Consider the following 23,407-nt stretch of genomic DNA (forward strand, 5'->3'; position numbering starts at 1 on the left):
GACACTATTTATAATATGCTAAACAAGCAAGTAGGGTAGCTTCGATGGTCGGTTGACTTGCTACGACTATTTGCTGTGTAATTCCGTTGAGTGCATCTGCTGTTGTATCGCCTATACAAAAGCAAACTTCAGTTGTGATTTGATTGTTTTGCAAAAAACTTTCAATTGCCGATGGGCTGTAAAAACAGATGCCATCGACTTTGTTTTGAAGTGCATGGGGTTGTTTCACGGTTTGATACGCCTCATACTCATCAAAAACGAGGTTGTGTTTTTTAAAAAAGGTTGGCAGTGTTTCGCGTCGGATATTTCCACAGCAAAAAGAAAAACTACAGTTAAAGAAATCGCGTTCAATTACTGCGGTTAACTCTTTGGCATAATGGGTCCATGCTTTCACTTCCCAGCCGTGTTCTTCTAAAAGCGCTTTTGTTTTTACCCCAACACAAATAGCTGGTCTTGTCTTTAACCGCTGTGCATGGGGGTTATTCAATACGCTTTTAACGGCATTTTGACTGGTAAACACCACCAGATCACGAACGGTATCTACGGTGAACTCTTGCGGCTGTATCGCGATAAAGTCCTTTTCCATCCATCGGACAACAGATGTGTTGAGGAGTTGACGATGCGCATCGCTCAAGATTCGCGTTGATAAAACCGTTGGCATATTGTTATCGTTTTAATTCTTGACGTAATTTTTCCATCAACGCTTGTCCTCCATCAGCCAATAATTCTTGTGCTGCATAGAAGCCTAATTTTTTCCACTCTTGGATGGGTACTGTCTTTTTAATTTCGAATTTTTCTTTTCCGTCCAAAGACAGTAGCACGCCTGTAAAGTCGATATTTTCTTCTTTTTGATTATAGGTAGCAATTGCTCCGATTGGCGCCGTGCATCCTCCTTCTAAAGTGCGCAAGAACTGACGCTCAATATGTGTCGTCATCTCTGCCTCATAATCGTTTAATTGACGTAAAGCGTCTAAGGCGAAAGAGTCTTCAGCCATAGCCACAACCACCATTGCTCCTTGTGCAGGCGCAGGAATCATCCAGTCTAAATTGACAAATCCCTTTGGTTTTTTCTTGATGCGATCAAGACCTGCTGAGGCAAAAATCGCTCCACTCCAATCGGCATTGTCCGCCAATTTTTGCATTCTAGTATTGACATTTCCTCTTAAATCCACTAGGTTATGTTTGGGAAATCGGTTGAGCCATTGGGCTTTTCTTCTCAAACTTCCCGTTGCAACGATAGCTGTTTTATCAGGGTCTAAAAAGGAGGTATCTCCTTTGTGCAATAAAATATCAACCGTATTCGCTCTTGGCAATACTGCTGCCTGTACAATACCTTGTGGTAAAGCGGTTGGTACATCTTTCATGGAGTGAACAGCAATATCAACTTTTTTGTTGATCATGGCTACATCCAACGTTTTGGTAAAAATACCCGTGATTCCCATTTCATATAAAGGCTTGTCTAAAACCAAATCCCCTTCGGATTTCACTGGAACCAATTCCGTTTTATATCCTAAAGCTTGTAAAGCCTTCTCCACTGTTGTTGCTTGCCACATTGCAAGCTCGCTATCGCGTGTACCGATACGAATAACTCTATCCATTTTGTCTACTATCTAATTGAAAAACTTTTTCTATCCATTCAATGCTCTCATCTACAACGGTTTCCTCATGTCGTAGGTGATTGGCAAAGTGGGTGGTGATCTTCTGAATAATACGCATTGTCAGTACTTCAGCTTGTTCACTATCAAAGTTCTCATATTTTTTTCGATGGTAGTCTATTTCTCCATCTTTTATTTGCTCTAAACGTGTTTTTAAGGCGTGAATTGTCGGCGCGAATTTTCTCATTTTTGTCCAAGCGACAAATTCCGACATCACTTCATCAATAATTTCTTCCGCTTGCGGAATAAATTCTTTGCGTCTTTCGATCGTCTTATCCGTCATTTTAGACAGGTCATCCATGTGAATCAATTCTACCATAGGATGATTAGCCACAGCGGGATCTACATTTTTGGGTATTGACAAATCCAAAATCGTCAAGGGTTTATCCAATTGCAACATGGGCAAGTCTATGGTTGGCTGTTGAGCGCCTGTAGCCACCACCAAAACATCGGCTTTGCAGACCTCTGTTTGGAGATTGGCGTAATCTTTTACAAGTAGATTAAACTTACCCGCAACCTCTACTGCGCGTTCTTTAGTTCTATTAATTAGAACAATATGATCGTTATGGGTGTGTTTGACCAGGTTCTCACAGGTGTTTCGTCCAATTTTCCCTGTTCCAAATAACAAAATATTTTTAGCAGAAATATCTGCTACCTGATCCATAATGTATTGAACGGCAGCAAAAGACACTGAAGTAGCCCCTGAGCTTAATTCTGTTTCATTTTTAATGCGTTTGCTAGCTTGAATCACCGCATTGACCAAGCGTTCGAAGTAATTGGTCGTCAGTCCTTGCTGTTTTGCTAGAATAAAACCATTTTTAATTTGGCTAATAATTTCAAAATCACCGAGAATTTGGCTATCCAATCCCGTTCCTACTCGAAATAAGTGACGTATTGCTTCGTTGTTTTTACACACATAAGCAACGCGTTGAAAATCGTCAACAGTACCCTTACTATTATCGCATAACAATTTAATAAGTTCAAAAGGATGTTGAGCAAACCCGTAAATCTCCGTTCGATTACACGTAGAAATTACCAGTAAACTATCAATCCCTTCTTCTTTCGCTTGACGTAATAGATTTTCTTTGGCCGTCTCACTCAAACTAAACTTTCCCCTCATCTCGGCATCCGCTTTTTTATAGCTTAACCCTACTGCATAAAAAGTAGTTGATTTGACCTTATCTATTTTTTCCATACCCATTTCAATTTCAAAAGTAAGCAAATTTAACGCTAATGATTCGATAAAAGTAACGCTAGAAGGACTATTAATAACGCTAAAAGAAAAAGAAAAACAATTAGCAATATTTCATTATAATACAGTACATTTGCAGAAATAGCAAGGGTTACGAACGGCTTTATATAGAATCATTCTAAATAAAAAATACAACTTTTCGTTTTCTTGCATTTCAAAAAAATAACGCTATGAGTCCCATAGAAGAAATTAATATCGATCCGGAATTTTCTGTCTTTAAACTAGACAACAACAGTCCGCACCCCTTAAGTTTTCACAAGGAAATCGGCACGGATATCATCCAATTTTATTTTTGTTTAAGAGGATCAGGTCAGTTTATTTACAATCAAGGAGCCTATACATTAGAGTTGCCAGAGGAGAAATCCTTACTTTTATACAATCCTCAAAAACAACTTCCCATTCACCTTGAGATAAAGAGTCAATCGGCCATTATATGCCTGATGATTCCCATCAAAAAATTTCACTCCCTCTTTTCATCTGAGGCGGAGTTTATTGGTTTTTTGACAGAGGAGAACAAGGAAAAAAAATATTATACAGAAGAAAAGATCACCCCGGCCATTGCGATTGTTCTGACGCAAATGCTCAATGCATCAATGCATCCATCGGTAAAAAACTTATTTTACAAAGGAAAGACCTACGAATTATTAAGCCTTGTATTTAACTATAATGAGGAGCAAAACATCGATAATTGTCCTTTCCTATCCGACGAAGAGGATGTGATTAAGATCAAAAAAGCCAAAGACATTATGATTCAGCAAATGACGGAACCACCGACATTGCAAGAATTAGCTGACCTTATTGGTTTAAACATCAAAAAATTAAAGATTGGGTTCAAACAAATTTACGGCGATTCTGTTTTTAGCTTTCTATTTGATTACAAAATGGATTACGCGCGCAAATTGTTAGACGAAGGCAATTACAATGTAAATGAGGTGGGATTAAAGATTGGCTACAGCTCAGCGAGTCACTTTATTTCAGCATTTAAAAAGAAATACGGCATCACGCCGAAAAAATATTTAATGTCAATTAATTCAAACAATCAATAATGAAAGGGATATTACTTGTCAATTTAGGATCGCCGAAATCTCCAACCCCTGAGGATGTCAAGCCTTATTTGGATGAATTTTTAATGGACAAAAGAGTCATTGATATGCCCTATTTACTCAGAGCGTTCTTGGTAAAGGGAATCATTTTAAACACGAGACCAAAAAAATCGGCTGAAGCGTATCAAAAAGTATGGTGGCCTGAAGGATCGCCATTAATCGTCATATCGCAACGCCAACAAAAAAAACTACAACAAAAAATCGACTTGCCCATTGCACTAGCGATGCGCTATGGAGAGCCATCGATTAAAACGGGCCTACAAGAGCTGAAAGACAAAGGAGTAACGGATGTTTTTATGATTCCGCTTTATCCCCAATTTGCCATGGCTACAACTGAAACGATTGAGGTTTTGGCGGAGGAATTGCGCAAGAAGCACTTCCCACAAATGAAAATAACCAGTATGCCTGCTTTTTACAACAAACAGGAATATGTTGATGCCTTGGCTGCGTCGATTCAAACGCATCTAGAACAAAATGAATGGGACCACCTGCTCTTTTCCTATCACGGCGTACCTGAACGACATATATACAAATCAGACCGAACCAAGTCGCATTGTAAGATCGACGGTTCTTGTTGTAACACCCCTTCTGTCGCACACCAGCACTGCTACAGACATCAATGCTTAGAAACGACAAAACAGGTAGTTGAAAAATTAAATATACCAGAAGGAAAGTACACCAATACGTTTCAATCGCGTCTAGGCCCAGATAAATGGCTACAACCTCCAACGGATAAAACCGTAAATCAACTTGCGGAAAATGGCGTAAAACACTTAGCTGTGGTTACCCCTGCCTTCGTTGCAGATTGTTTGGAAACGTTGGAAGAAATTGGAATGGAAGCACACGATGAGTTCTTACACCACGGAGGAACTTCCTTCAAAACCATTCCGTGCCTCAACGACAGCGACGCTTTTATTGATGCCTTAGCGTCTTGGATAACAACATGGCAACAAACTAATTAATACAACGCTATGGCCTATCTATATTTAAAAGCACTACACGTTATATTTGTTGTCTGTTGGTTTGCAGGCTTATTCTACATTGTTCGCCTCTTTGTATATTACGTAGAGGCGAATGAAAAACCACAGTTGGAACAGGATATTCTCAAAAAACAATACCGCCTGATGACCAATCGCCTTTGGAACATCATCACCTGGCCTGCTGCTGTTCTAACGCTGGTTTTTGGAATTTCCCTTTTTGTGCTAAATCCCCTTCTGCTACAACAACCCTGGATGCACGTAAAATTGCTGTTCGTCATACTTTTAATTGCTTATCACCTAAAGTGTCATCAGTTTGTCAAACAAATCAATCGCAATACTTTAACGAAAACATCTTCCTTCTTTCGACTATGGAATGAAGGAGCAACAATTATTTTATTTTCTGTTGTTTTTTTAGTATTTTTAAAGAATGCTTTCAACTGGATATTCGGTGTAGTCGGATTAATTGCTTTGGCTATATTGTTAATGCTAGGTATTAAGCTTTACAAAGGAAGACGTCAACGCAATATGAATGAATGAAAGACAAGTTTTTTATCAAAAGTTTCTCTCTACAAAATAGAATATTTTTCTCGTTAATCTTTTTAAGCATCATATCTTCCATATTGATCTCTGCCGTTTCCGTGTATCAATTTAAGGAAGAAGCACGTACGTACCATCAGTATCGACTCGAGCGAAAAGAAAGCTCAATCACAGAAAACATCAATTATATTTTAACGACAACCTCTTACCCCTTGAGCACGGAGAACTTACCGCTCATTTTTAAGGATAAGATACACGAGCTAGCCTCCATACACAATACAGAACTATATATACACGATCTAGACGGAAAATTACTACTGTCCTCTAAGGGGACTTTTTCCGTTGATAGCATACAGCCCAATGTACCCCTTATCATCTTAAAAACGATAAAATCCTCCCCCCACAAGCGCTTTGTCGATGCAGAGGAAATAGATGATGTGCGAATTCGAACGTCGTATCGCTATGTCAAGGATCAAAAATTTAAACCGCTGGGCATTGTCAAAATCCCCTATGCGGAAGAAACCGAATTTTACGAGAACGAAGTACACAATTTTATGTCGAAATTCGGACAGGTTTACATCATTATGCTCATCATGTCCATTGTCATATCATACTTTTTATCCAACTACATCACCCAGAGTTTAAACAAGTTAAGCGTTAAAATGACACGCACAAAACTCGGACAGAAAAATGAAAAGATTGAAGATATTTCGACGAGTAAGGAGATTTCGAATTTGATCAATGCGTATAATGATATGGTTGAGAAATTGGACGAGACGTATCAGCAGTTAGCGCAAAACGAACGCGAGCAAGCTTGGCGAGAAATGGCCAAACAAGTGGCTCACGAAATTAAAAATCCCCTTACCCCCATGCGATTAACCGTTCAGAGCTTTGAGCGAAAATTCGACCCTACCGACCCTGACATTAGCAGTAAACTCAAGGACTATTCTGCCGTACTCATTGGACAAATCGATACCATGTCCTCCGTGGCAACGGCTTTCTCAAGTTTTGCATCCATGCCGGCTCAGCAAAATGAAACCTTAGATATAATTAAAACCATTCGCATTTCTTTGGATATATTTACAGAGGATTTTATTTATTTCGAACACGAAGAAGATGAAATTATCGCTCTAATTGATCAGACACAACTTATCCGTATTATTACTAACTTAGTAAAAAATGCGATTCAGGCCATTCCTGATAGCAATCCGAGTCCGATAGTTCGCGTTAAAGCGTATCAAGATGGCGAAAACATCATCATTTCGGTCACGGACAATGGAACGGGAGTTTCCATAGCAGACAAGACGAGGATCTTTGAACCGAAGTTTACCACCAAATCAAGCGGAATGGGACTTGGTCTGGGGATTATAAAAAATATTGTAGAAAATTATAAAGGAACCATTACCTTTGAAACAGAAGCTGGTAAGGGAACTACTTTTACTGTAACTTTGCCACTGACCAAATAAAATTTGAGAATTATGGAATATGAAAATATTTTAATTGAAACGGATGACCATATATCGGTCATAACGATTAACAGACCTACAAAGTTAAATGCATTAAACAAACCCACTATTGAGGAATTACACCGCGCTTTGCTTCAACTTGAGGAAGACAAAAGTGTACGCGTAGTCATCATCACAGGAAGTGGTGAAAAAGCTTTTGTTGCAGGGGCTGATATTAAAGAATTTTCTAGCTTCAATGTAAGTGAAGGCTCGCAATTAGCAGCCAAAGGACAAGAATTGCTATTTGATTACGCTCAAAACTATTCAAAACCCATCATTGCTGCTATCAACGGATTTGCCTTAGGAGGTGGATTAGAATTAGCGATGGCTTGTCATTTTAGAGTAGCTTCTACGAATGCTAAAATGGGATTACCTGAAGTAACCCTAGGGTTAATTCCGGGCTATGGAGGAACCCAGCGTTTGCCTCAATTAATAGGCAAAGGACGCGCAATGGAACTTATCATGACAGCGGAGATGATCAATGCGGCAAAAGCATTGGAATACGGTTTAGTAAACCACGTGGTAGAGCAAGCGGAGCTATTAGCCTTCACTAAAGGGATTGCCCAAAAAATCTCTAACAACTCAATCACCGCAATTTCCAAAGCCATAAAATCTGTCAATGCGAACTTCAAAGACGGCACAAATGGCTATCACGAAGAAATTAAACACTTTGGTGAGTGTTTCAATACCACAGATTTCACAGAAGGAACTACGGCCTTCTTAGAAAAGAGAAAACCAAATTTTAAAGGATAAGAAAAAAAGGTTGGAAGTGAGATTCCAACCTTTTTTATTTACACACAAGGTCATAAAAAAAGCTCCTTGAAATTCAAGGAGCTCTTGTTGGCCTACTAGGACTCGAACCTAGAACGACTGAACCAAAATCAGCTGTGTTACCATTACACCATAGGCCAGTACCACTTTGCGTTCAAAAGTAATTTACTTCTGTAATGCGGATGCAAAAGTAGCATTATTTCTATACTTACCAAAGATTTTGACAAGAATAATAACCTCCAAAAACCGCCCCCTAATACAACCCATTAATAATCAATTGAAAACAAGGTAAATTTTAACATATTTATTTTTACTCGCTTGATCCCCTATTGCTCTCTACAGGTAATATTCGTCATTTATTTCGAAAAAAAAAGCTCCTTGAAATTCAAGGAGCTCTTGTTGGCCTACTAGGACTCGAACCTAGAACGACTGAACCAAAATCAGCTGTGTTACCATTACACCATAGGCCAGTACCACTTTGCGTTCAAAAGTAGTAACTACTTCTGCATTGCGGAGGCAAAAGTAACACTTTTTTTATATTATCCAAAAACAAAATGCAAAATTATTTTTTTTTAATGTGATACGTATCTAATAAAAAAAGACTTTCTTTGTATATAATGATTAAAAATACCTAGAATATTCTTATATGTTAACATTCAACTACAAAAAGTGGAATATAATCGGTGGATGGCTATGCTTCCTCGTTGCGTTAATCACTTATACTTTAACCGTAGAACCTACTGTTAGTTTCTGGGATCCAGGAGAATACATTGCAACTTCAGCGAAACTCGAAGTAGGTCACCCTCCAGGGGCTCCATTTTACCAAATGTTAGGCGCTTTGTTTTCGCTATTTGCTATTTCGAAAGAACACATTGCCCTAGCAGTGAATATGGTAGCCGTTTTTTCAAGTGCATTTACAATCCTCTTTATGTTTTGGTCAATGACCAATATCTTAAAGAAAATGGTTAGAAAAACGTCTGAATGGAATACCTCTAATGCAATTGCCGTTCTAGGTAGCGCTGCAATTGGATCGTTAGCCTTTAGTTTTACTGACAGTTTTTGGTTTAACGCTGTAGAATCAGAGGTTTATGCTTCTGCAATGTTCTTAACATCCCTCCTTCTTTATTTAGGATTGAGATGGGTGGATGACTTGGATCAACCTAGAGGGAATCGTTGGTTACTTCTCATTGGCCTAGTTGCAGGATGTTCTTTTGGTGTCCATTTGATGGCCCTTCTGTCCATTCCTTCCATTTGTTTGCTGTACTACTTTAAAAAATATGAAAAGGTAACCATTAAGAACTTTATCATTGGTAACATTGCAGCTGTTGCCGCCTTGTTTTTCTTATTTGCCTTTTTCTTCCCTAAGCTTTTAGCTTTCTTTGGAAAAACTGAAATATTTGCCGTTAATACACTTGGACTTCCTTTTAATAGCGGAACCATCCTCGCTTTTTTACTATTAATCGGCGCTACAGTATTTGGGCTGCGCTATACGCGTAAAAAAGGACACACCAAAGCCAATACGCTCATTCTCACCTTAGTTTTCGTTTGTGTGGGATTAAGTGCTTGGATGATGTTGCCTATTCGCGCCAATGCCAACGTAACCATTAATGAAAACAGACCTTCAGATGCAGCTGAGTTATTGGCTTATTACCAAAGAGAACAATACGGAGATGAGAGCATCTATTACGATTCATACTTTACAAAAGCTTATGTAGGCTTAGATGCGAACAACCCCTATAAAGATCAGCAACCCAACTATGAAAGAGACTACAAAACAGGAAAATACGTTGTAGTTAACGAATGGAAAAATGCAGGACAAAACTTTGATGAGAGACACAAAGGCTTTTTACCGCGCATGTGGAGTACTGATAAAAACCACCGCATTAACTATATGCGTTATTCCAAACCGCTGAATTTCAACTTAGCACAAGGGTATACCAATAATGAAAACTTGGTATATATGGAGCGAGCAGTAAAACAAAAACTGGCAAGTGGTGAGTTTGGTATAGAAGAATTAGACAATTACTTGAGCAAATACGGCCAAGCTTTAGATATTGAAGTGCCTACTTTTTCAGATAATATGTCGTTTATGTTTACCTACCAATTTGGGTATATGTATTGGAGATATTTGATGTGGAACTTCGTAGGTCGCCAGGACGACATACAAGGTCAGGGTGATTTAGAACACGGAAACTGGTTGAGCGGCATTAAATTTTTAGACGAAATTCGCTTGGGTTCTCAAGATAACCTTCCTACAGATGTGTTAGAAAACAAAGGAAGAAATACGTATTTCTTCTTGCCTTTTATTTTAGGTGTTATTGGAATTGTATTCAATTACCGCAAGGATCCAAAAATGTTCTGGGTGCTTTTAGTCCTCTTCTTATTCACGAGTTTAGCGTTAAAAGTATTCTTAAACGAACGTCCATTTGAACCGCGAGAACGCGACTATGCCGTTGTACCTTCCTTCTATATTTTTGCCATGTGGCTTGGATTTGGCGTGTACTCTATCTATGAAGGATTGAGCAAATACCTCAACCCAAAACTAGCCAATGCCCTAGTATTATCTGTATGTACTTTAGCGGCACCTGTCCTATTGGCACAACAAAATTGGAATGATCACGATCGTTCAAATCGCTATACTGCATTAGCTAATGCACGTGCTTACTTAGATTCATGTGATCCAAATGCTATTATTTTTACCATTGGAGACAATGATACCTTCCCGCTGTGGTACCTTCAAGAGATTGAAGGCTATCGAACAGACGTACGCGTGGTATGTACGAGTTTACTGACCCAAGACTGGTATATCGACCAAATGAAAGCAAAGGCTTACGATTCTGAACCGCTTCCAATTAAATTTACACACGATCAATATGTAGGGAATAAGCGAGATATTACCGTAATTAACCCTACTTCAGAAGAACGATACGATCTATCCTTTTTGTTAGATGTCGTGCGAACAGATGATCAACGAACGAAAAAACTAACCGAAGCAGGAACAACCCTATACTTGTTCCCAACAGACAAAGCATACCTACCTGTGGACCGCGAAATTATCGCGAAAAACAATATTGTATCGCCTTACCTCATGGATCAGGTAGTTCCTCATGTAGAAATTGACATTACAGATCAAGCGATTTACAAACATCGCTTAATCATGTTAGACATTATTGCCAACAATAACTGGGAACGTCCAGTTTATTTCTCTGGAGGTAGTTTCAACAATGACGATTTTGCTTGGATGAAAGATTACTTGCAACTACAAGGTTTGATCTATAAATTAGTTCCAATTAAATCTGAAGGAAAAAATGCACATCCACTTGACTTGGGTATGATTGATTCAGAACGCATGTACAAAACGGTAAAATCATGGTACTGGGGGAATATGGGTAGTGATAAAATCTATCACGATCCACAAACGCGCAGAAATTCATTGAATTATCGCGTTAATTTGAGCCGCCTAGCAGAACAGTTAATTGAGGAAGGCAAAAACGATAAAGCAAAAGAAATCCTGGATATTGCGATGATTAATATGCCTATTAAGTACTTTGGCTACTATCAAATGGTTATCCCATTTGTAGAATGCTACTACAAAATAGGTGAAACGGCTTTGGCGCAAAAATATGCCAAAGAACTAGCGCAAAAATCAAACGAGAAATTGTTTTACTACAAAAACCTTTCGTTAGAAGAGCAAAATTACAATGCCTATGAAATTCTTTCAGAATTAAATATCTGGAGACACTTGGTTGAAATTGTTGATACAGAAGACAAGCAAACTAATTTTGTCAATGAATATAAAAACGATTTTAATTCATACTTTACGCACTTTAACTACTTGTTTAAAAAATATCAAGGAGAAGAAGACGAAGAGTATGTAGAATAAAAAATAGCATACCCTCAGCAAAACAGCCTTTATTACTCTATAAAGGCTGTTTTTTTTTACCCTGTGAACAAGCAAACAATTCGAGAGTTCACCATTGAATTTTTAGTAACTTTGTCCTTCAAAAGGAAAACACAATATGATTGAAAATAAAAATCAAAGCAAAACAGATTTAGAGCAATTGGGTGAATTTGGTTTAATTCAGCATTTAACGAAAGACTTCTCTATCACACAACCTTCTACATTAAAGGGAATTGGAGACGACGCTGCTGTACTTGACTTTGCAGCAGATAAAGTGGTTGTATCAACCGATTTACTCATTGAAGGTGTACATTTTGATTTGGCTTATGCTCCGTTAAAACACTTGGGGTATAAAGCCATTGTAGTCAATCTATCAGATATCTGTGCTATGAATGCCATTCCCACTCAGGTAACCGTTTCCATCGCCGTTTCTAATCGCTTTCCCTTAGAGGCTTTAGAAGAGCTATACGAAGGGATTGCACTGGCTTGTAATTATTATAAAGTAGATCTAATTGGCGGTGACACTACTTCTTCTCAAAAAGGATTGATCATCAGCGTAACTGCTGTCGGTCAAGCCAAAGCAGAAGAACTTGTCTATAGAGATCAAGCCCAAGACAACGACCTAGTAGTGCTCACTGGAGACATTGGAGGCGCTTATATGGGATTACAAGTATTGGAGAGAGAAAAACAAGTATACCTGGTAAATCCAAATAACCAACCCGACTTGTCTACCTATGACTACATCATCGAAAGACAACTAAAACCAGAAGCTCGCACAGACATCAAACAGCTTTTGGCGGAGCTAGAAGTTCAACCAACGAGTATGATTGACGTATCTGATGGCCTTTCCTCAGAAATTATGCACCTGTGTACCCAATCAAAAGTTGGCTGTAACCTGTTTGAAGACAAATTGCCGCTAGATCCTCAGTTCATCAATACATGTGAAGAATTCAATATAGACGCAACGACCATTGCCATTAACGGTGGAGAAGACTATGAATTGTTGTTCACCATCAAAATGGAGGATTATGACAAAATTAAAGGAAATCCAAACTTAACCGTGATCGGTCATATGACACCAGCAAGTGAAGGAATCCACCTCATCACAAGGGACAATACTAAAATTCCAATCAAAGCAAAAGGATGGAATGCATTACAATAACGACAAAACTGGCTTTCAGCCAGTTTTTTTTTGCTTTATTTTGGCTACTACTCAACACATATTAACTTGATCTGTATAAAAAACAACTTTTATTTACGAATATTTAATAAATTAACGTAAATTTGAGTTAAAACACCTTACTATGGATACAAATCATCAAGAAGAAAATCAAGAGCAACGCGTAGCATCTACACCCGTTCAACAAAAAGAAGTCGTTACCCCTCCAGCCAATCCAGGCTATCAAAATTTTCCACCACCGCTACAGGCAAACGCAGAGAAAAACAATATAGGACTAACAGGGTTTATCTTGTCTATTGTCGCTATCGTAATCTCATTAGTGCCCATAGTGGGTTGGCTGTGTTGGTTATTGGGATTAATCTTATCCATCATTGGCGTATTTAAAAAACCACGTGGATTTGCCATTGCAGGTTTAGTGATTTCTTTAATTGGACTCATTATCATGTTCGTTGTACTGGGGGTATTAGGCACTGCAATTGCGGTAGCGGCAGCATCAGAAATGTAAGAAAACCGTTTAATATACTGAAAAGCAGAACCTTGAGTTCTGCTTTTTTTGTGTTATACAAACATTAAATTTTCATTAGAATTGTGGTAGTAGTTATTTGGATTATAAACAAATTAGTATCTTGCGCACACCTATACGGAAAAGAATACTTAATTTTGTATCAACTAATACACACTAAACAAGCGTCGTGAAAAGAAAACTAGCCCTGTTTTTTATGTTTGCGTTTCTTATTTCAACAACTGAATTTGGTCAGCTGTTGAAGTTTCCATTGCTTGTTGAGCATTATGTTGAGCACAAAGGGGCAAATCCCAATTTGAGTATATGGGGGTTTTTACAAATCCACTATGACAATAACCACAAAGAAGATGGAGATCCAACAGATGAGAAGCTGCCTTTTGTTTCCCACGCTCCTATTATTCATCTTGTGGCAACACCCCCACCAACCATACTTAAAATCGATCGTGTCAAAATTCCAACAAACAATACCCCGGTGGAAAGCGATCACGATACCGTTTTTGAAAGTAGTTTCCTATCCTCTATTTGGCAACCGCCGAAATTTTGTTAGTACATATTGATTTTTTTATCGTCCAACCTATGTCTTCATAGTTTGAACGGTTCTATCGTATTTATATATCAACTCAATAGCTACTGCAACTAGACTTAGCCCTATACTACAAAATATAGCACTATTTTCCTCTAAATTGTTCACTTTTTAGAGAGAAACACACTTGCTATATCGCTTATGTATTGGCTTATATGCTGTAGATTTTGAGATTAACTCTTACTTTATGTTAAACAAAATTATAGCGTATTCTGTAAAGAATAAGCTCATCATCGGCTTAATGGTACTAGGCCTCATCGGTGTTGGACTATTTCAAATGACGAAATTACCCATCGATGCAGTACCGGACATCACAGATAACCAAGTACAAATAATCACAGTAGCTCCAAACTATGGGGCTACGGATATAGAACGATTAGTTACGTTCCCTATTGAACAAGCCAACAGCAATATTCCAGGTATGAAAAGCATACGAAGTTTTTCGCGTTTTGGCTTGTCTTTAATCACGATTGTTTTTGAAGAAGACGTCGATATATATTGGGCACGACAACAAGTGGGCGAACGCTTACAACAAGTGCAAAACGACATTCCTAAGGAAGTAGGTCAACCAGAACTAGGTCCAATTTCTACTGGATTAGGCGAGATTTATCAATATGTTGTACGCCCAGAGAAGGGGTATGAACAACAGTATAATCTCACCGAATTGAGATCCATTCAGGACTGGATAGTTCGACGCCAGTTAATTGCTGTAAAAGGAGTAGCTGAAGTCAGTAGTTTTGGTGGAAAGCTCAAACAATACGAAATAGCCATTGATCCCAACCGTTTAGATGCAGCTGGTTTGACTATTACGGCTGTATTTGAAGCATTGAATCAAAATAACGAAAACACAGGGGGTGCCTATATTGAGAAAGGCCCGACTGTTTTATACATTCGCTCCGAGGGGTTGATTGGCAGTATTGAAGACATTGAGAATATTGCTATTCCCACGAAAGACAAAGAATTTCCAGTACTGATACGCGACATCGCTAAGGTTCAACTCGGACATGCAACGCGCTATGGTGCGATGACCTATAATGATCAAGGGGAAGTGGCAGGAGGAATTGTCCTGATGTTGAAAGGAGAAAACAGCAATAACGTCATTCAAGACGTCAAAGATCGCGTAGCAGAAATACAGCAATCCTTGCCCAAAGGTGTGGTAATTGAGCCCTTTCTCGATCGCACAAAAATGGTAAACAACGCCATTGGAACTGTTGAAACCAACCTGTTGGAAGGAGCATTAATTGTAGTACTTGTACTCGTGCTTTTCTTGGGTAATTTCCGCGCAGGACTTTTGGTTGCTTCTATTATTCCCTTAGCGATGCTATTTGCCATCTGCATGATGAATCTATTTGGCGTTAGTGGCAATTTAATGAGCCTAGGGGCCTTAGACTTCGGGTTAATTATCGATGGGGCTGTCATTATTGTAGAGGCCGTACTCCATCAATTCAGCCACAACAATAAATTCAAAGAGAAAGTCTTGCTCAAACAGGAAGAGATGAATCAAACGGTGGTACAATCTGCCTCTAAAATGATGAATAGCGCTGTATTTGGTCAGATAATTATTCTTATCGTTTACATTCCCATCCTAACGTTACAAGGTATTGAAGGAAAGATGTTCAAGCCCATGGCACAAACAGTTGCTTTTGCCTTGCTCGGCGCCTTTTTACTCTCGTTAACCTATGTTCCCATGATGAGTGCGCTCATCCTAAGTAGAAAAGTGAATAATACACCCAATTTTTCCGATCGTTTGATGGCGAAATTGGAAAAAATATACCAAAAGGCTTTGGTCAAAGTTTTGGAGATCCCCAAGACCATCTATACTGTTGTTGTCCTCCTTTTTGCCAGTGCACTATACATCTTGTCCACACTAGGAGGCGAGTTCATTCCTTCCTTAGAAGAGGGGGATTTTGCGGTGGACACCAAGGTATTAAACGGCAGTAACCTAACAACGACGATTGAAAGTACCCAAAAAGCGGTTCACATCCTTATCACGCAATTTCCGGAAGTGGAAAAAGTAGTAACTAAAATCGGAAATAGCGAAGTGCCGACTGATCCAATGCCTATGGAAGCAGGTGACATGATGGTGATCTTAAAAGACAAAAAAGAATGGACTTCAGCTACGACATTCCCAGAGTTAGCGGAAAAAATGACACAGGCCTTGGAGGAAGTTCCCGGCATTACTGTTGGATTTCAATTTCCAGTGCAAATGCGTTTCAATGAATTGATGACAGGTGCACGACAAGACGTTGTGGTAAAAGTATTTGGCGATAACTTAGATACGCTAGCCGCTACAGCTAGCCAAATTGGACAAATTATCAACACCATTCCTGGTGCGGTAAACTTATATGTGGAACCCATCACAGGAATGCCTCAACTGCTGATTGAATACGATCGTACGGCTATTGCTCGTCATCATTTGTCGATAGGAGACATCAACCGCATTGTCAATACATCTTTGGCAGGACAAAGCGCAGGGGTGGTCTATGAAGGAGAAAATAGGTTTGATTTGGTGGTTCGCATGGAGGAAAAAAACAAAAAAGACATCCAACAGATCCGAAACATTCTAATTCCAACACCCGCAGGCATTCAAGTTCCGTTGAATCAACTAGCTACTGTGGAGATCAAAGAAGGGCCAAACCAAATTCAACGTGAAAATGCACAGCGTCGTATATTCGTTGGGTTCAATGTAAAAGGGCGAGATGTTCAAAGTATTGTGGAAGAACTACAGCAAAAAGTAGAAGCGAAGATTACGTTGCCTACAGGCTACCGCATAACCTATGGTGGACAGTTTGAGAATTTAAACGAAGCCAAAGAACGCTTAGCAATTGCTGTACCATTAGCCTTAGTACTCATCTTTGTTTTACTTTTCTTTGCTTTTAAAGACATCAAAGAATGTTTGATGATTTTTACGGCCATTCCCCTATCTATTATCGGAGGAGTCTTTTTATTAGCCTTGCGCGGAATGCCTTTTAGCATCAGTGCAGGTGTTGGTTTTATTGCGTTATTTGGCGTCGCCGTTCTCAATGGCATTGTATTGATCGCCGAATTCAACCGCCTGAGAAAATCGGGCAATACCAACATCGTTTACATTGTGGTACGTGGTGCAAAAAGTCGTTTGCGCCCCGTATTAATGACTGCTTCGGTTGCTTCCTTTGGGTTTCTACCCATGGCGTTGAGCAATGGCGCAGGTGCAGAAGTACAACGTCCATTAGCGACAGTTGTTATTGGAGGATTAATTCTAGCCACTTTTTTAACTTTATTTATTTTGCCTTTACTCTATATTACTTTTGAACAAAAGCTAAATTTTTCACTCTTTAAAAAGAAGAAAACTAGCGCATTTACAGCCATTACTTGCCTACTATTAACCGCAACAAGTCCTGGGTTTGCCCAAACGCCTATCGGTTTAGCTGACGCCTTGAATCAGGCTGAAGCAAACAACAAAACAATTCGAACCGAACACTTGCGAACCGCTTTTGCCAAAGCGTTTATTCACACCGCTACCGATATTCCACAAACGACAGTTTCAGGTGAATTTGGACAAATCAATGGCCCTTATACTGACAATAAATTTTCGTTGAGCCAGGAAATCGCATTTCCAACAGTGTACAGCAAACAAAAAAACCTATACACCAAAGCGTGGCAAAAGAGCATTTTTGACCTAGCACTTAAAACCAATGAAGTGAAACGAGAAGTGACACAAAATTTTTATGACTATTTCTATTGGAGTGAAAAAGAAGAACTCCTTCACCAAGCAGATAGTCTATATACAAGCTTTTACGCGAAAGCTAGGTTGCGCTTCACCAAGGGAGAAAGTACTATTTTAGAACAAACAACAGCCAAGAATCAACTAATTAAGATTCAAATGCAACTTGCCGAGGTCACGCATGCAAAGAGCCTCGCCCAACTACAATTGAAATACCTATTAAACACAGAGGAGGACCTCCTGCCCACAGCAACCTCTAAAAAATTGGACTTGCAAACGCTAGAACAGCATCTCAACGATAATATTCAGGTAAAAATAGCCGAACAGAACAAGGAATTAGCAATCGCCCAAACCAAACTTGAGCGATCGAAGCTTTTACCTACCCTACAGCTGGCTTACAACAACAGTAGTTTCATGGGATTGGCTGCCAATGACATGTACTACGATCGAAAAGATCGCTTTCACGCATTCCAAGTTGGACTAACCTTGCCTTTATTTGATTTTGGCCAAAAAGGTAGAATACGCGCTTCCAAACAAGCAGAAAAAATAGCAGAAGCGGAAGTAGAACTCACCCAACAAAATATACAAAACCGTTATCAACAATTGTTGATAACCCTTGACAGTAGTCAACAAATTTTGACAAGTTATGAACAACAAGCCCCAAAAGGAGCAACTGTGATCATGCAAACAGCGGAATTACAATTTATCAACGGAGAAATTAATTACTTGGAATACGTACTCCTAACCAATCAAGCATTAGAGTTATTGAGTAACTATTTCGATGCACTCAAAGCATATAACGACACCGTAATCCAAATCAACTACCTAACTTCAAATAACTAAAATCATGTTTACACCACATAAAATAAACCTGCGCTTCTCACTCCTTGTGCTGCTACTGTTACCGATGTTGCTTTTTACCCAATGTAAAGGGGAGACGACTCAAAGAGAAGAACTAGACGTACAAGAAGAAACAGACCTTGTACAACTAACCGATGCACAATTGAAACACGTAGACCTGCAGACTACGCGACTACAAGATCACCGCATTGCTACAGTTTTAAAACTAAATGGAAAGATTGATGTTCCTCCTCAAAATTTAATTTCCATTACCAATCCCCTTGGAGGTTATGTCAAGCAAACCCAGTTAATGCCGGGGATGCAAATTAAAAAAGGGCAACAAATTGCCTTGATGGAAGATCCGCGATATATTGAGTTACAACAGAATTACTTGATCGCCAAAGACAAATTTCAATTTGCACAGCTGGACTATCAACGTCAGAAAGAATTAAATGCTAGTCAAGCTAGCAGCGACAAGGTTATGCAACAAGCTCAAGCAGAGATGAATGCACAGCGCATTACCATGAATGCACTAGGTCAACAATTGAGTTTGATCAACATCAATCCCCATACGCTGACGTCGAACAACATCAGTAAAACCATAGCAATTTATAGCCCAATCAACGGCTTTGTGAGCAATACCTATGTCAACATTGGAAAATATGTCACTCCTTCCGATGTGCTCTTTGAGCTCATTGACCCCTCGGATATCCACTTAAACCTAAAAGTGTATGAAAAAGATCTCGATAAATTAGAAGTAGGTCAGCGTGTATTAAGTTATACCAACGGCGATCCGGCAAAAAAATACGAAGGCGAAATTGTATTAATTAGCATGGATGTCAATGCAGAAGGAACATCAGAAGTACACTGTCATTTTAAGAATGTTGAAAAAAACTTAGTACCGGGCATGTACATGAATGCAGAAATTGATACGCATTCGGCACAAACCAAAGCACTACCTGAAGAAAGTGTAGTATATTTTGAAGCCAAACACTTTGTCTTTATCGAAGTGAGCAAACAAACCTATCAACTCGTTCCGGTAGAAATTGGCGAAACAGAGAACGGTTTTACAGCCATTCGCAATACCGAAACGCTACAAGGTAAATCTATTGTTTCTAAAGGAGCTTACACTTTATTGATGAAACTCCGCAACACAGAAGAAGAAGAATAAAAAAAGTCCAGCAAATTGCTGGACTTTTTTGTGTTAATTTATACCGTTAGTAGACTTGAAACCATCACCTTCAAATACCACAAATGCAAGCGTAAAAACATGGGCACATGACAGTCTCCGATGGCGCGACAATCCGTTCCTTTATATTTTGTTGATATTGTTCTATAGATTTAATTAAGTATTTTTACCCCCGATTGAAACATCTAACGCACGGATTGCGCGATCAGGAATAGTAAGCAATTATAATATAAACCAAAAAACTTAAGATTATTAACAGCAAATAGCTTGAAGTGAAGTTTTTAATCTTAAAGTCTTTTATTACTTTTGCAGTATGGCAAAACAAGATGATATTTTTAAGAATGTTATTTCGCACGCAAAGGAGTATGGATATATTTTTCCATCAAGCGAAATATACGATGGTTTGAGTGCAGTATATGACTATGCTCAAAACGGTGTAGAATTAAAGAGAAATATTAGAGAGTACTGGTGGAAATCCATGGTACAAATGCACGAAAATATTGTAGGAATTGATGCCTCAATCTTTATGCATCCAACCACTTGGAAGGCTTCAGGTCACGTTGATGCATTCAATGACCCTTTAATTGACAATAAAGACAGTAAAAAAAGATATAGAGCAGATGTTTTAATTGAAGACTACTGTGAAAAATTACACCAAAAAGCATTAAAAGAGATTGAAAAAGCGAAAAAACGCTTTGGTGAATCTTTTGATGAAGCGCAATTTGTCGCTACCAATCCACGTGTTGTAGAGTACTACGCAAAGAAAAAAGAGATTCTAGCGCGTATGGCTCACGGGTTAGATACTGGAGATTTGGCTGATGTTAAAGCACTTATCGAAGAGTTGGAAATTGCAGATCCCGATACAGGTTCTAAAAACTGGACGGAAGTGCGCCAATTCAACTTGATGTTCGGTACAAAATTAGGAGCTTCTGCCGATACAGCAATGGATTTATACTTACGTCCTGAAACGGCTCAAGGTATTTTTGTTAACTTCTTAAACGTTCAGAAAACGGGACGTATGAAAATTCCTTTTGGTATTGCTCAAACAGGAAAAGCCTTCCGTAACGAAATTGTAGCCCGTCAATTCATTTTCCGTATGCGCGAATTTGAACAAATGGAAATGCAATTCTTCGTCAAACCAGGAGAGGAAATGAAGTATTACCAATACTGGAAAGACACGCGTTTAAAATGGCATTTATCTTTAGGTATGGGAGCGGAAAACTACCGCTACCACGACCACGAAAAACTGGCACATTACGCCAATGCAGCTACAGATATCGAATTTAACTTCCCATTCGGATTTAAAGAATTAGAAGGAATTCACTCGCGTACTGATTTCGACTTAAAAGCACACGAACAATTCTCTGGTAAGAAATTGCAGTTCTTCGACAACGAAACCAACTCCTCTTATGTTCCTTATGTAGTAGAAACATCGGTAGGATTGGATCGAATGTTCTTATCTGTTTTCTCTAAATCCCTACAAGAAGAAACATTAGAAGACGGAACAACGAGAACGGTATTAAAATTACCAGCTGTATTAGCACCGACAAAAGCTGCTATTTTCCCCTTGGTAAAAAAAGATGGTTTACCAGAAATCGCGCAAGCAATTATTGAAGATCTGAAATGGGATTTCAATGTTGCCTATGATGAAAAAGACGCTGTAGGTCGTCGTTACCGTCGTGCAGATGCTTTGGGGACTCCTTTCTGTATTACGGTGGATCACCAAACACTAGAAGACCAAACAGTAACGATCCGCCATAGGGACACAATGAAGCAAGATCGCGTGGCAATTGCCGATCTTCGAAACATCATCAATGAAGAGGTTTCCATGAAAAACTGGTTAAAAAAAATGATCTAATAATTTAGATTCAACCTATATGAGAGGGTATCCAAAAGGATGCCCTCTTTTTTTTGTCGCTAAAGTGTATTGTATTTCCTTCATCGAGAAACATCCATAAAAAAATGTCTTATTACTCCACTTAACTTAATAAATACATTTTTTTTAAATCAATATGGATAAACTATTAATAAATTTTAATAAATTTACAATAATTAACACATTTAGATTGACCATGAGAAAAAATATACTATATGCCTTACTCCTCTCACTAACCTTAGGTTCCTGTGGAGAAAAAATGGACGATGCCAACTACATGACAACAGCATTCCTAGCTCAACCAACACCCCCTGCAACAGAAGGTCCTCTTCGCCTACTATTTGTAGGAAACAGTCACACCGAATACTTTGCTAGTTTCCCCAAAATGCTCGAAGCCTTAGCCAAGTCGAACAACAAGTCCTTGGAAGTAATGAAATTAGTTGACATGGGAGTGAGTATAGATCAAATTCTCGTCGCCAATCAAGAAGAAGTGGATAACTTATTCAGTGCTACCGATACAGATGGCAACTATTTTGATTTTTTAATCTTACAAGAATCCACTCCTGTGGTGATTCAAGAATTGACCAATTACCAGGCTAATGTAAAAAGCGTACACGATTTGATCACAGCCAATAGTCCTGGTGTAGCTACTTATATTTATGGCCTAACGGCTCCTTTTGACTACCATGACCCAGATTATAGCGTTTACCAATCGATCTTACAAGAAAATGGCGTCATAGTGGCACAATCAACACCGAATACTGGCTATCTCAATTTCGCTGGCGTATTAGGCGCGGCATATCGCGGAAAAGAGGGGTATGTAGCTCTCGTTGATGGGAAAGACCAATTGCGCTTCACAGATAGTTCGCACCATATGTTGAACGATGCTGTATTTATAAACAGCCTTGTCTTATACAAAACGCTCTTTGGAGAAATGCCTGAAATACCACAACAATTGCCTTTGAGTACAGGAACGGGAGACAAAGACATTATCCAAATGATGGATGTGGAAACGGGAATTAGTAATCCCAACGCTCTGATAAAAATTGCTGCAAATTTTAAATAAACCGATTACACAACAAGTAAAAACAGGCAAATGCCTGCTTTTACTTTGTTTACGTAAAGGTATAGCCTCAAAGGGGGGCTTTCTTAATGTAGGTTAAGTACCTATCTCACACAAGGTTAGTATCTTTGTATCATTGATAATCAAAAAACACAATTTATATGAAAAAAATAGCTTTATTCGTTGTAGCTGCCTTATTTTCAGTTACTTCATTCGCTCAAACGAAATGGAATGTCGATCCGATGCACTCTTTCTTGAATTTCTCAGTTAAACACTTGGGCATTTCTTTTGTCGACGGTCGATTAGACAAATACGAGGGTACATTTGTAGGAAACCCAGAGGAATTAACGAAAGGGGCCTTTCATTTTACGGTTGATTTAAACAGTATCAACACTAGTGTAGAGATGCGCGACAACCACTTAAAGTCAGCTGACTTTTTTGATGCGGCTAATTATCCTACAATGAAATTCGAGAGTACCTCTATCAAAAAAACAGGAAAAGACAAATACGAACTAACAGGAAATCTAACGATTAAAAAAACGACCAAACCAGTTACCTTCCAATTGAACTATGGTGGTTTATTGGCTGATGATGGCAATGGAAATACAAAAATAGGTTTTCAGGCAAAAACAACTATCAACCGCTTCGACTACGATGTTGCTTATGATCCAACAGGACAAGCAATTGGAAAAAACGTTGATATTACTGTAAACTTAGAATTCAGTAAGGCTAACTAATCCTTTATA

General features: G+C 38.8%; 17 protein-coding genes and 2 tRNA genes. 14 read left to right on the forward strand and 5 right to left on the reverse strand.

Features of this window, described 5'->3' with window-relative positions; translation table 11 throughout:
• Positions 1-4: 4 nt before the first annotated feature.
• Genes HX062_RS09520 through hemA form a run of 3 tightly spaced genes read right to left on the reverse strand, consistent with a single transcriptional unit; the run spans position 5 to position 2,850 of the window.
• Positions 5-661 (reverse strand): uroporphyrinogen-III synthase, encoded by a 657-nt coding sequence (locus HX062_RS09520; RefSeq protein ID WP_182628425.1) that lies wholly within the window; start codon positions 659-661, stop codon positions 5-7.
• A gap of 4 nt (positions 662-665) precedes the next feature.
• Complete coding sequence (hemC, locus tag HX062_RS09525) at positions 666-1,598, reverse strand: hydroxymethylbilane synthase (protein ID WP_182628424.1); 933 nt, start codon at positions 1,596-1,598, stop codon at positions 666-668.
• Complete coding sequence (gene hemA / locus HX062_RS09530) at positions 1,591-2,850, reverse strand: glutamyl-tRNA reductase (RefSeq protein ID WP_182628423.1); 1,260 nt, start codon at positions 2,848-2,850, stop codon at positions 1,591-1,593. The genes hemC and hemA overlap by 8 nt, the downstream gene beginning before the upstream one ends.
• A gap of 227 nt (positions 2,851-3,077) precedes the next feature.
• Here hemA and HX062_RS09535 point away from each other — a divergent pair, with 227 nt between their 5' ends.
• The 5 genes from HX062_RS09535 to HX062_RS09555 are packed head-to-tail and all read left to right on the forward strand — an operon-like array spanning position 3,078 to position 7,785.
• Complete coding sequence (locus tag HX062_RS09535; protein ID WP_182628422.1) at positions 3,078-3,953, forward strand: AraC family transcriptional regulator; 876 nt, start codon at positions 3,078-3,080, stop codon at positions 3,951-3,953.
• On the forward strand, positions 3,953-4,972 hold the full coding sequence (hemH, locus tag HX062_RS09540; RefSeq protein ID WP_182628421.1) for a ferrochelatase: 1,020 nt from the start codon (positions 3,953-3,955) through the stop codon (positions 4,970-4,972). Before HX062_RS09535 ends, hemH begins: the two co-directional genes overlap by 1 nt.
• 9 nt (positions 4,973-4,981) lie before the next feature.
• A complete protein-coding gene (locus tag HX062_RS09545) occupies positions 4,982-5,527 on the forward strand; it encodes a CopD family protein (RefSeq protein ID WP_182628420.1) in 546 nt (181 codons plus the stop codon).
• Entirely contained in the window at positions 5,524-6,993 is a 1,470-nt protein-coding gene (locus HX062_RS09550) for a sensor histidine kinase (RefSeq protein ID WP_182628419.1), read from the forward strand. Before HX062_RS09545 ends, HX062_RS09550 begins: the two co-directional genes overlap by 4 nt.
• Before the next feature lie 12 nt (positions 6,994-7,005).
• Positions 7,006-7,785 (forward strand): enoyl-CoA hydratase/isomerase family protein, encoded by a 780-nt coding sequence (locus tag HX062_RS09555; RefSeq protein WP_182628418.1) that lies wholly within the window; start codon positions 7,006-7,008, stop codon positions 7,783-7,785.
• Positions 7,786-7,872: 87 nt separating this feature from the next.
• Here the strand turns inward: HX062_RS09555 and HX062_RS09560 are convergent.
• Both HX062_RS09560 and HX062_RS09565 read right to left on the reverse strand, forming a co-directional pair.
• Positions 7,873-7,943, reverse strand: a tRNA-Gln gene (locus HX062_RS09560).
• Between the two features lie 259 nt (positions 7,944-8,202).
• Positions 8,203-8,273: transfer RNA gene (locus tag HX062_RS09565), tRNA-Gln, on the reverse strand.
• Between the two features lie 176 nt (positions 8,274-8,449).
• Between HX062_RS09565 and HX062_RS09570 the strand changes: the two genes are divergently transcribed.
• From HX062_RS09570 to HX062_RS09610, 9 genes are all read left to right on the forward strand, one after another.
• On the forward strand, positions 8,450-11,686 hold the full coding sequence (locus tag HX062_RS09570) for a glycosyltransferase family 117 protein (protein WP_286467228.1): 3,237 nt from the start codon (positions 8,450-8,452) through the stop codon (positions 11,684-11,686).
• Positions 11,687-11,822: 136 nt separating this feature from the next.
• Positions 11,823-12,866 (forward strand): thiamine-phosphate kinase, encoded by a 1,044-nt coding sequence (gene thiL, locus HX062_RS09575; protein ID WP_182628416.1) that lies wholly within the window; start codon positions 11,823-11,825, stop codon positions 12,864-12,866.
• A gap of 142 nt (positions 12,867-13,008) precedes the next feature.
• Entirely contained in the window at positions 13,009-13,389 is a 381-nt protein-coding gene (locus tag HX062_RS09580; RefSeq protein ID WP_182628415.1) for a hypothetical protein, read from the forward strand.
• Between the two features lie 187 nt (positions 13,390-13,576).
• Positions 13,577-13,954, forward strand: coding sequence for a hypothetical protein (locus HX062_RS09585; RefSeq protein WP_286467229.1), 378 nt, complete (start codon positions 13,577-13,579; stop codon positions 13,952-13,954).
• Between the two features lie 223 nt (positions 13,955-14,177).
• Positions 14,178-18,536 carry a CusA/CzcA family heavy metal efflux RND transporter gene (locus HX062_RS09590; protein ID WP_286467230.1) on the forward strand — a complete coding sequence of 1,453 codons (4,359 nt, stop codon included), beginning with the start codon at positions 14,178-14,180 and terminating at the stop codon, positions 18,534-18,536.
• A gap of 4 nt (positions 18,537-18,540) precedes the next feature.
• Positions 18,541-19,704 carry an efflux RND transporter periplasmic adaptor subunit gene (locus HX062_RS09595; protein WP_286467231.1) on the forward strand — a complete coding sequence of 388 codons (1,164 nt, stop codon included), beginning with the start codon at positions 18,541-18,543 and terminating at the stop codon, positions 19,702-19,704.
• A gap of 331 nt (positions 19,705-20,035) precedes the next feature.
• Positions 20,036-21,580: a glycine--tRNA ligase gene (locus HX062_RS09600; protein ID WP_286467233.1), complete on the forward strand. Its 1,545-nt coding sequence runs from the start codon at positions 20,036-20,038 to the stop codon at positions 21,578-21,580.
• A gap of 214 nt (positions 21,581-21,794) precedes the next feature.
• Positions 21,795-22,664: a hypothetical protein gene (locus HX062_RS09605; RefSeq protein ID WP_286467235.1), complete on the forward strand. Its 870-nt coding sequence runs from the start codon at positions 21,795-21,797 to the stop codon at positions 22,662-22,664.
• A 158-nt stretch (positions 22,665-22,822) separates the two neighbouring features.
• Positions 22,823-23,398, forward strand: a complete 576-nt coding sequence (locus HX062_RS09610; protein WP_182628409.1) for a YceI family protein — start codon at positions 22,823-22,825, stop codon at positions 23,396-23,398.
• Positions 23,399-23,407: the final 9 nt, after the last annotated feature.

The organism is Myroides sp. DF42-4-2 (genome assembly GCF_030326445.1).
Classification (GTDB): domain Bacteria; phylum Bacteroidota; class Bacteroidia; order Flavobacteriales; family Flavobacteriaceae; genus Flavobacterium.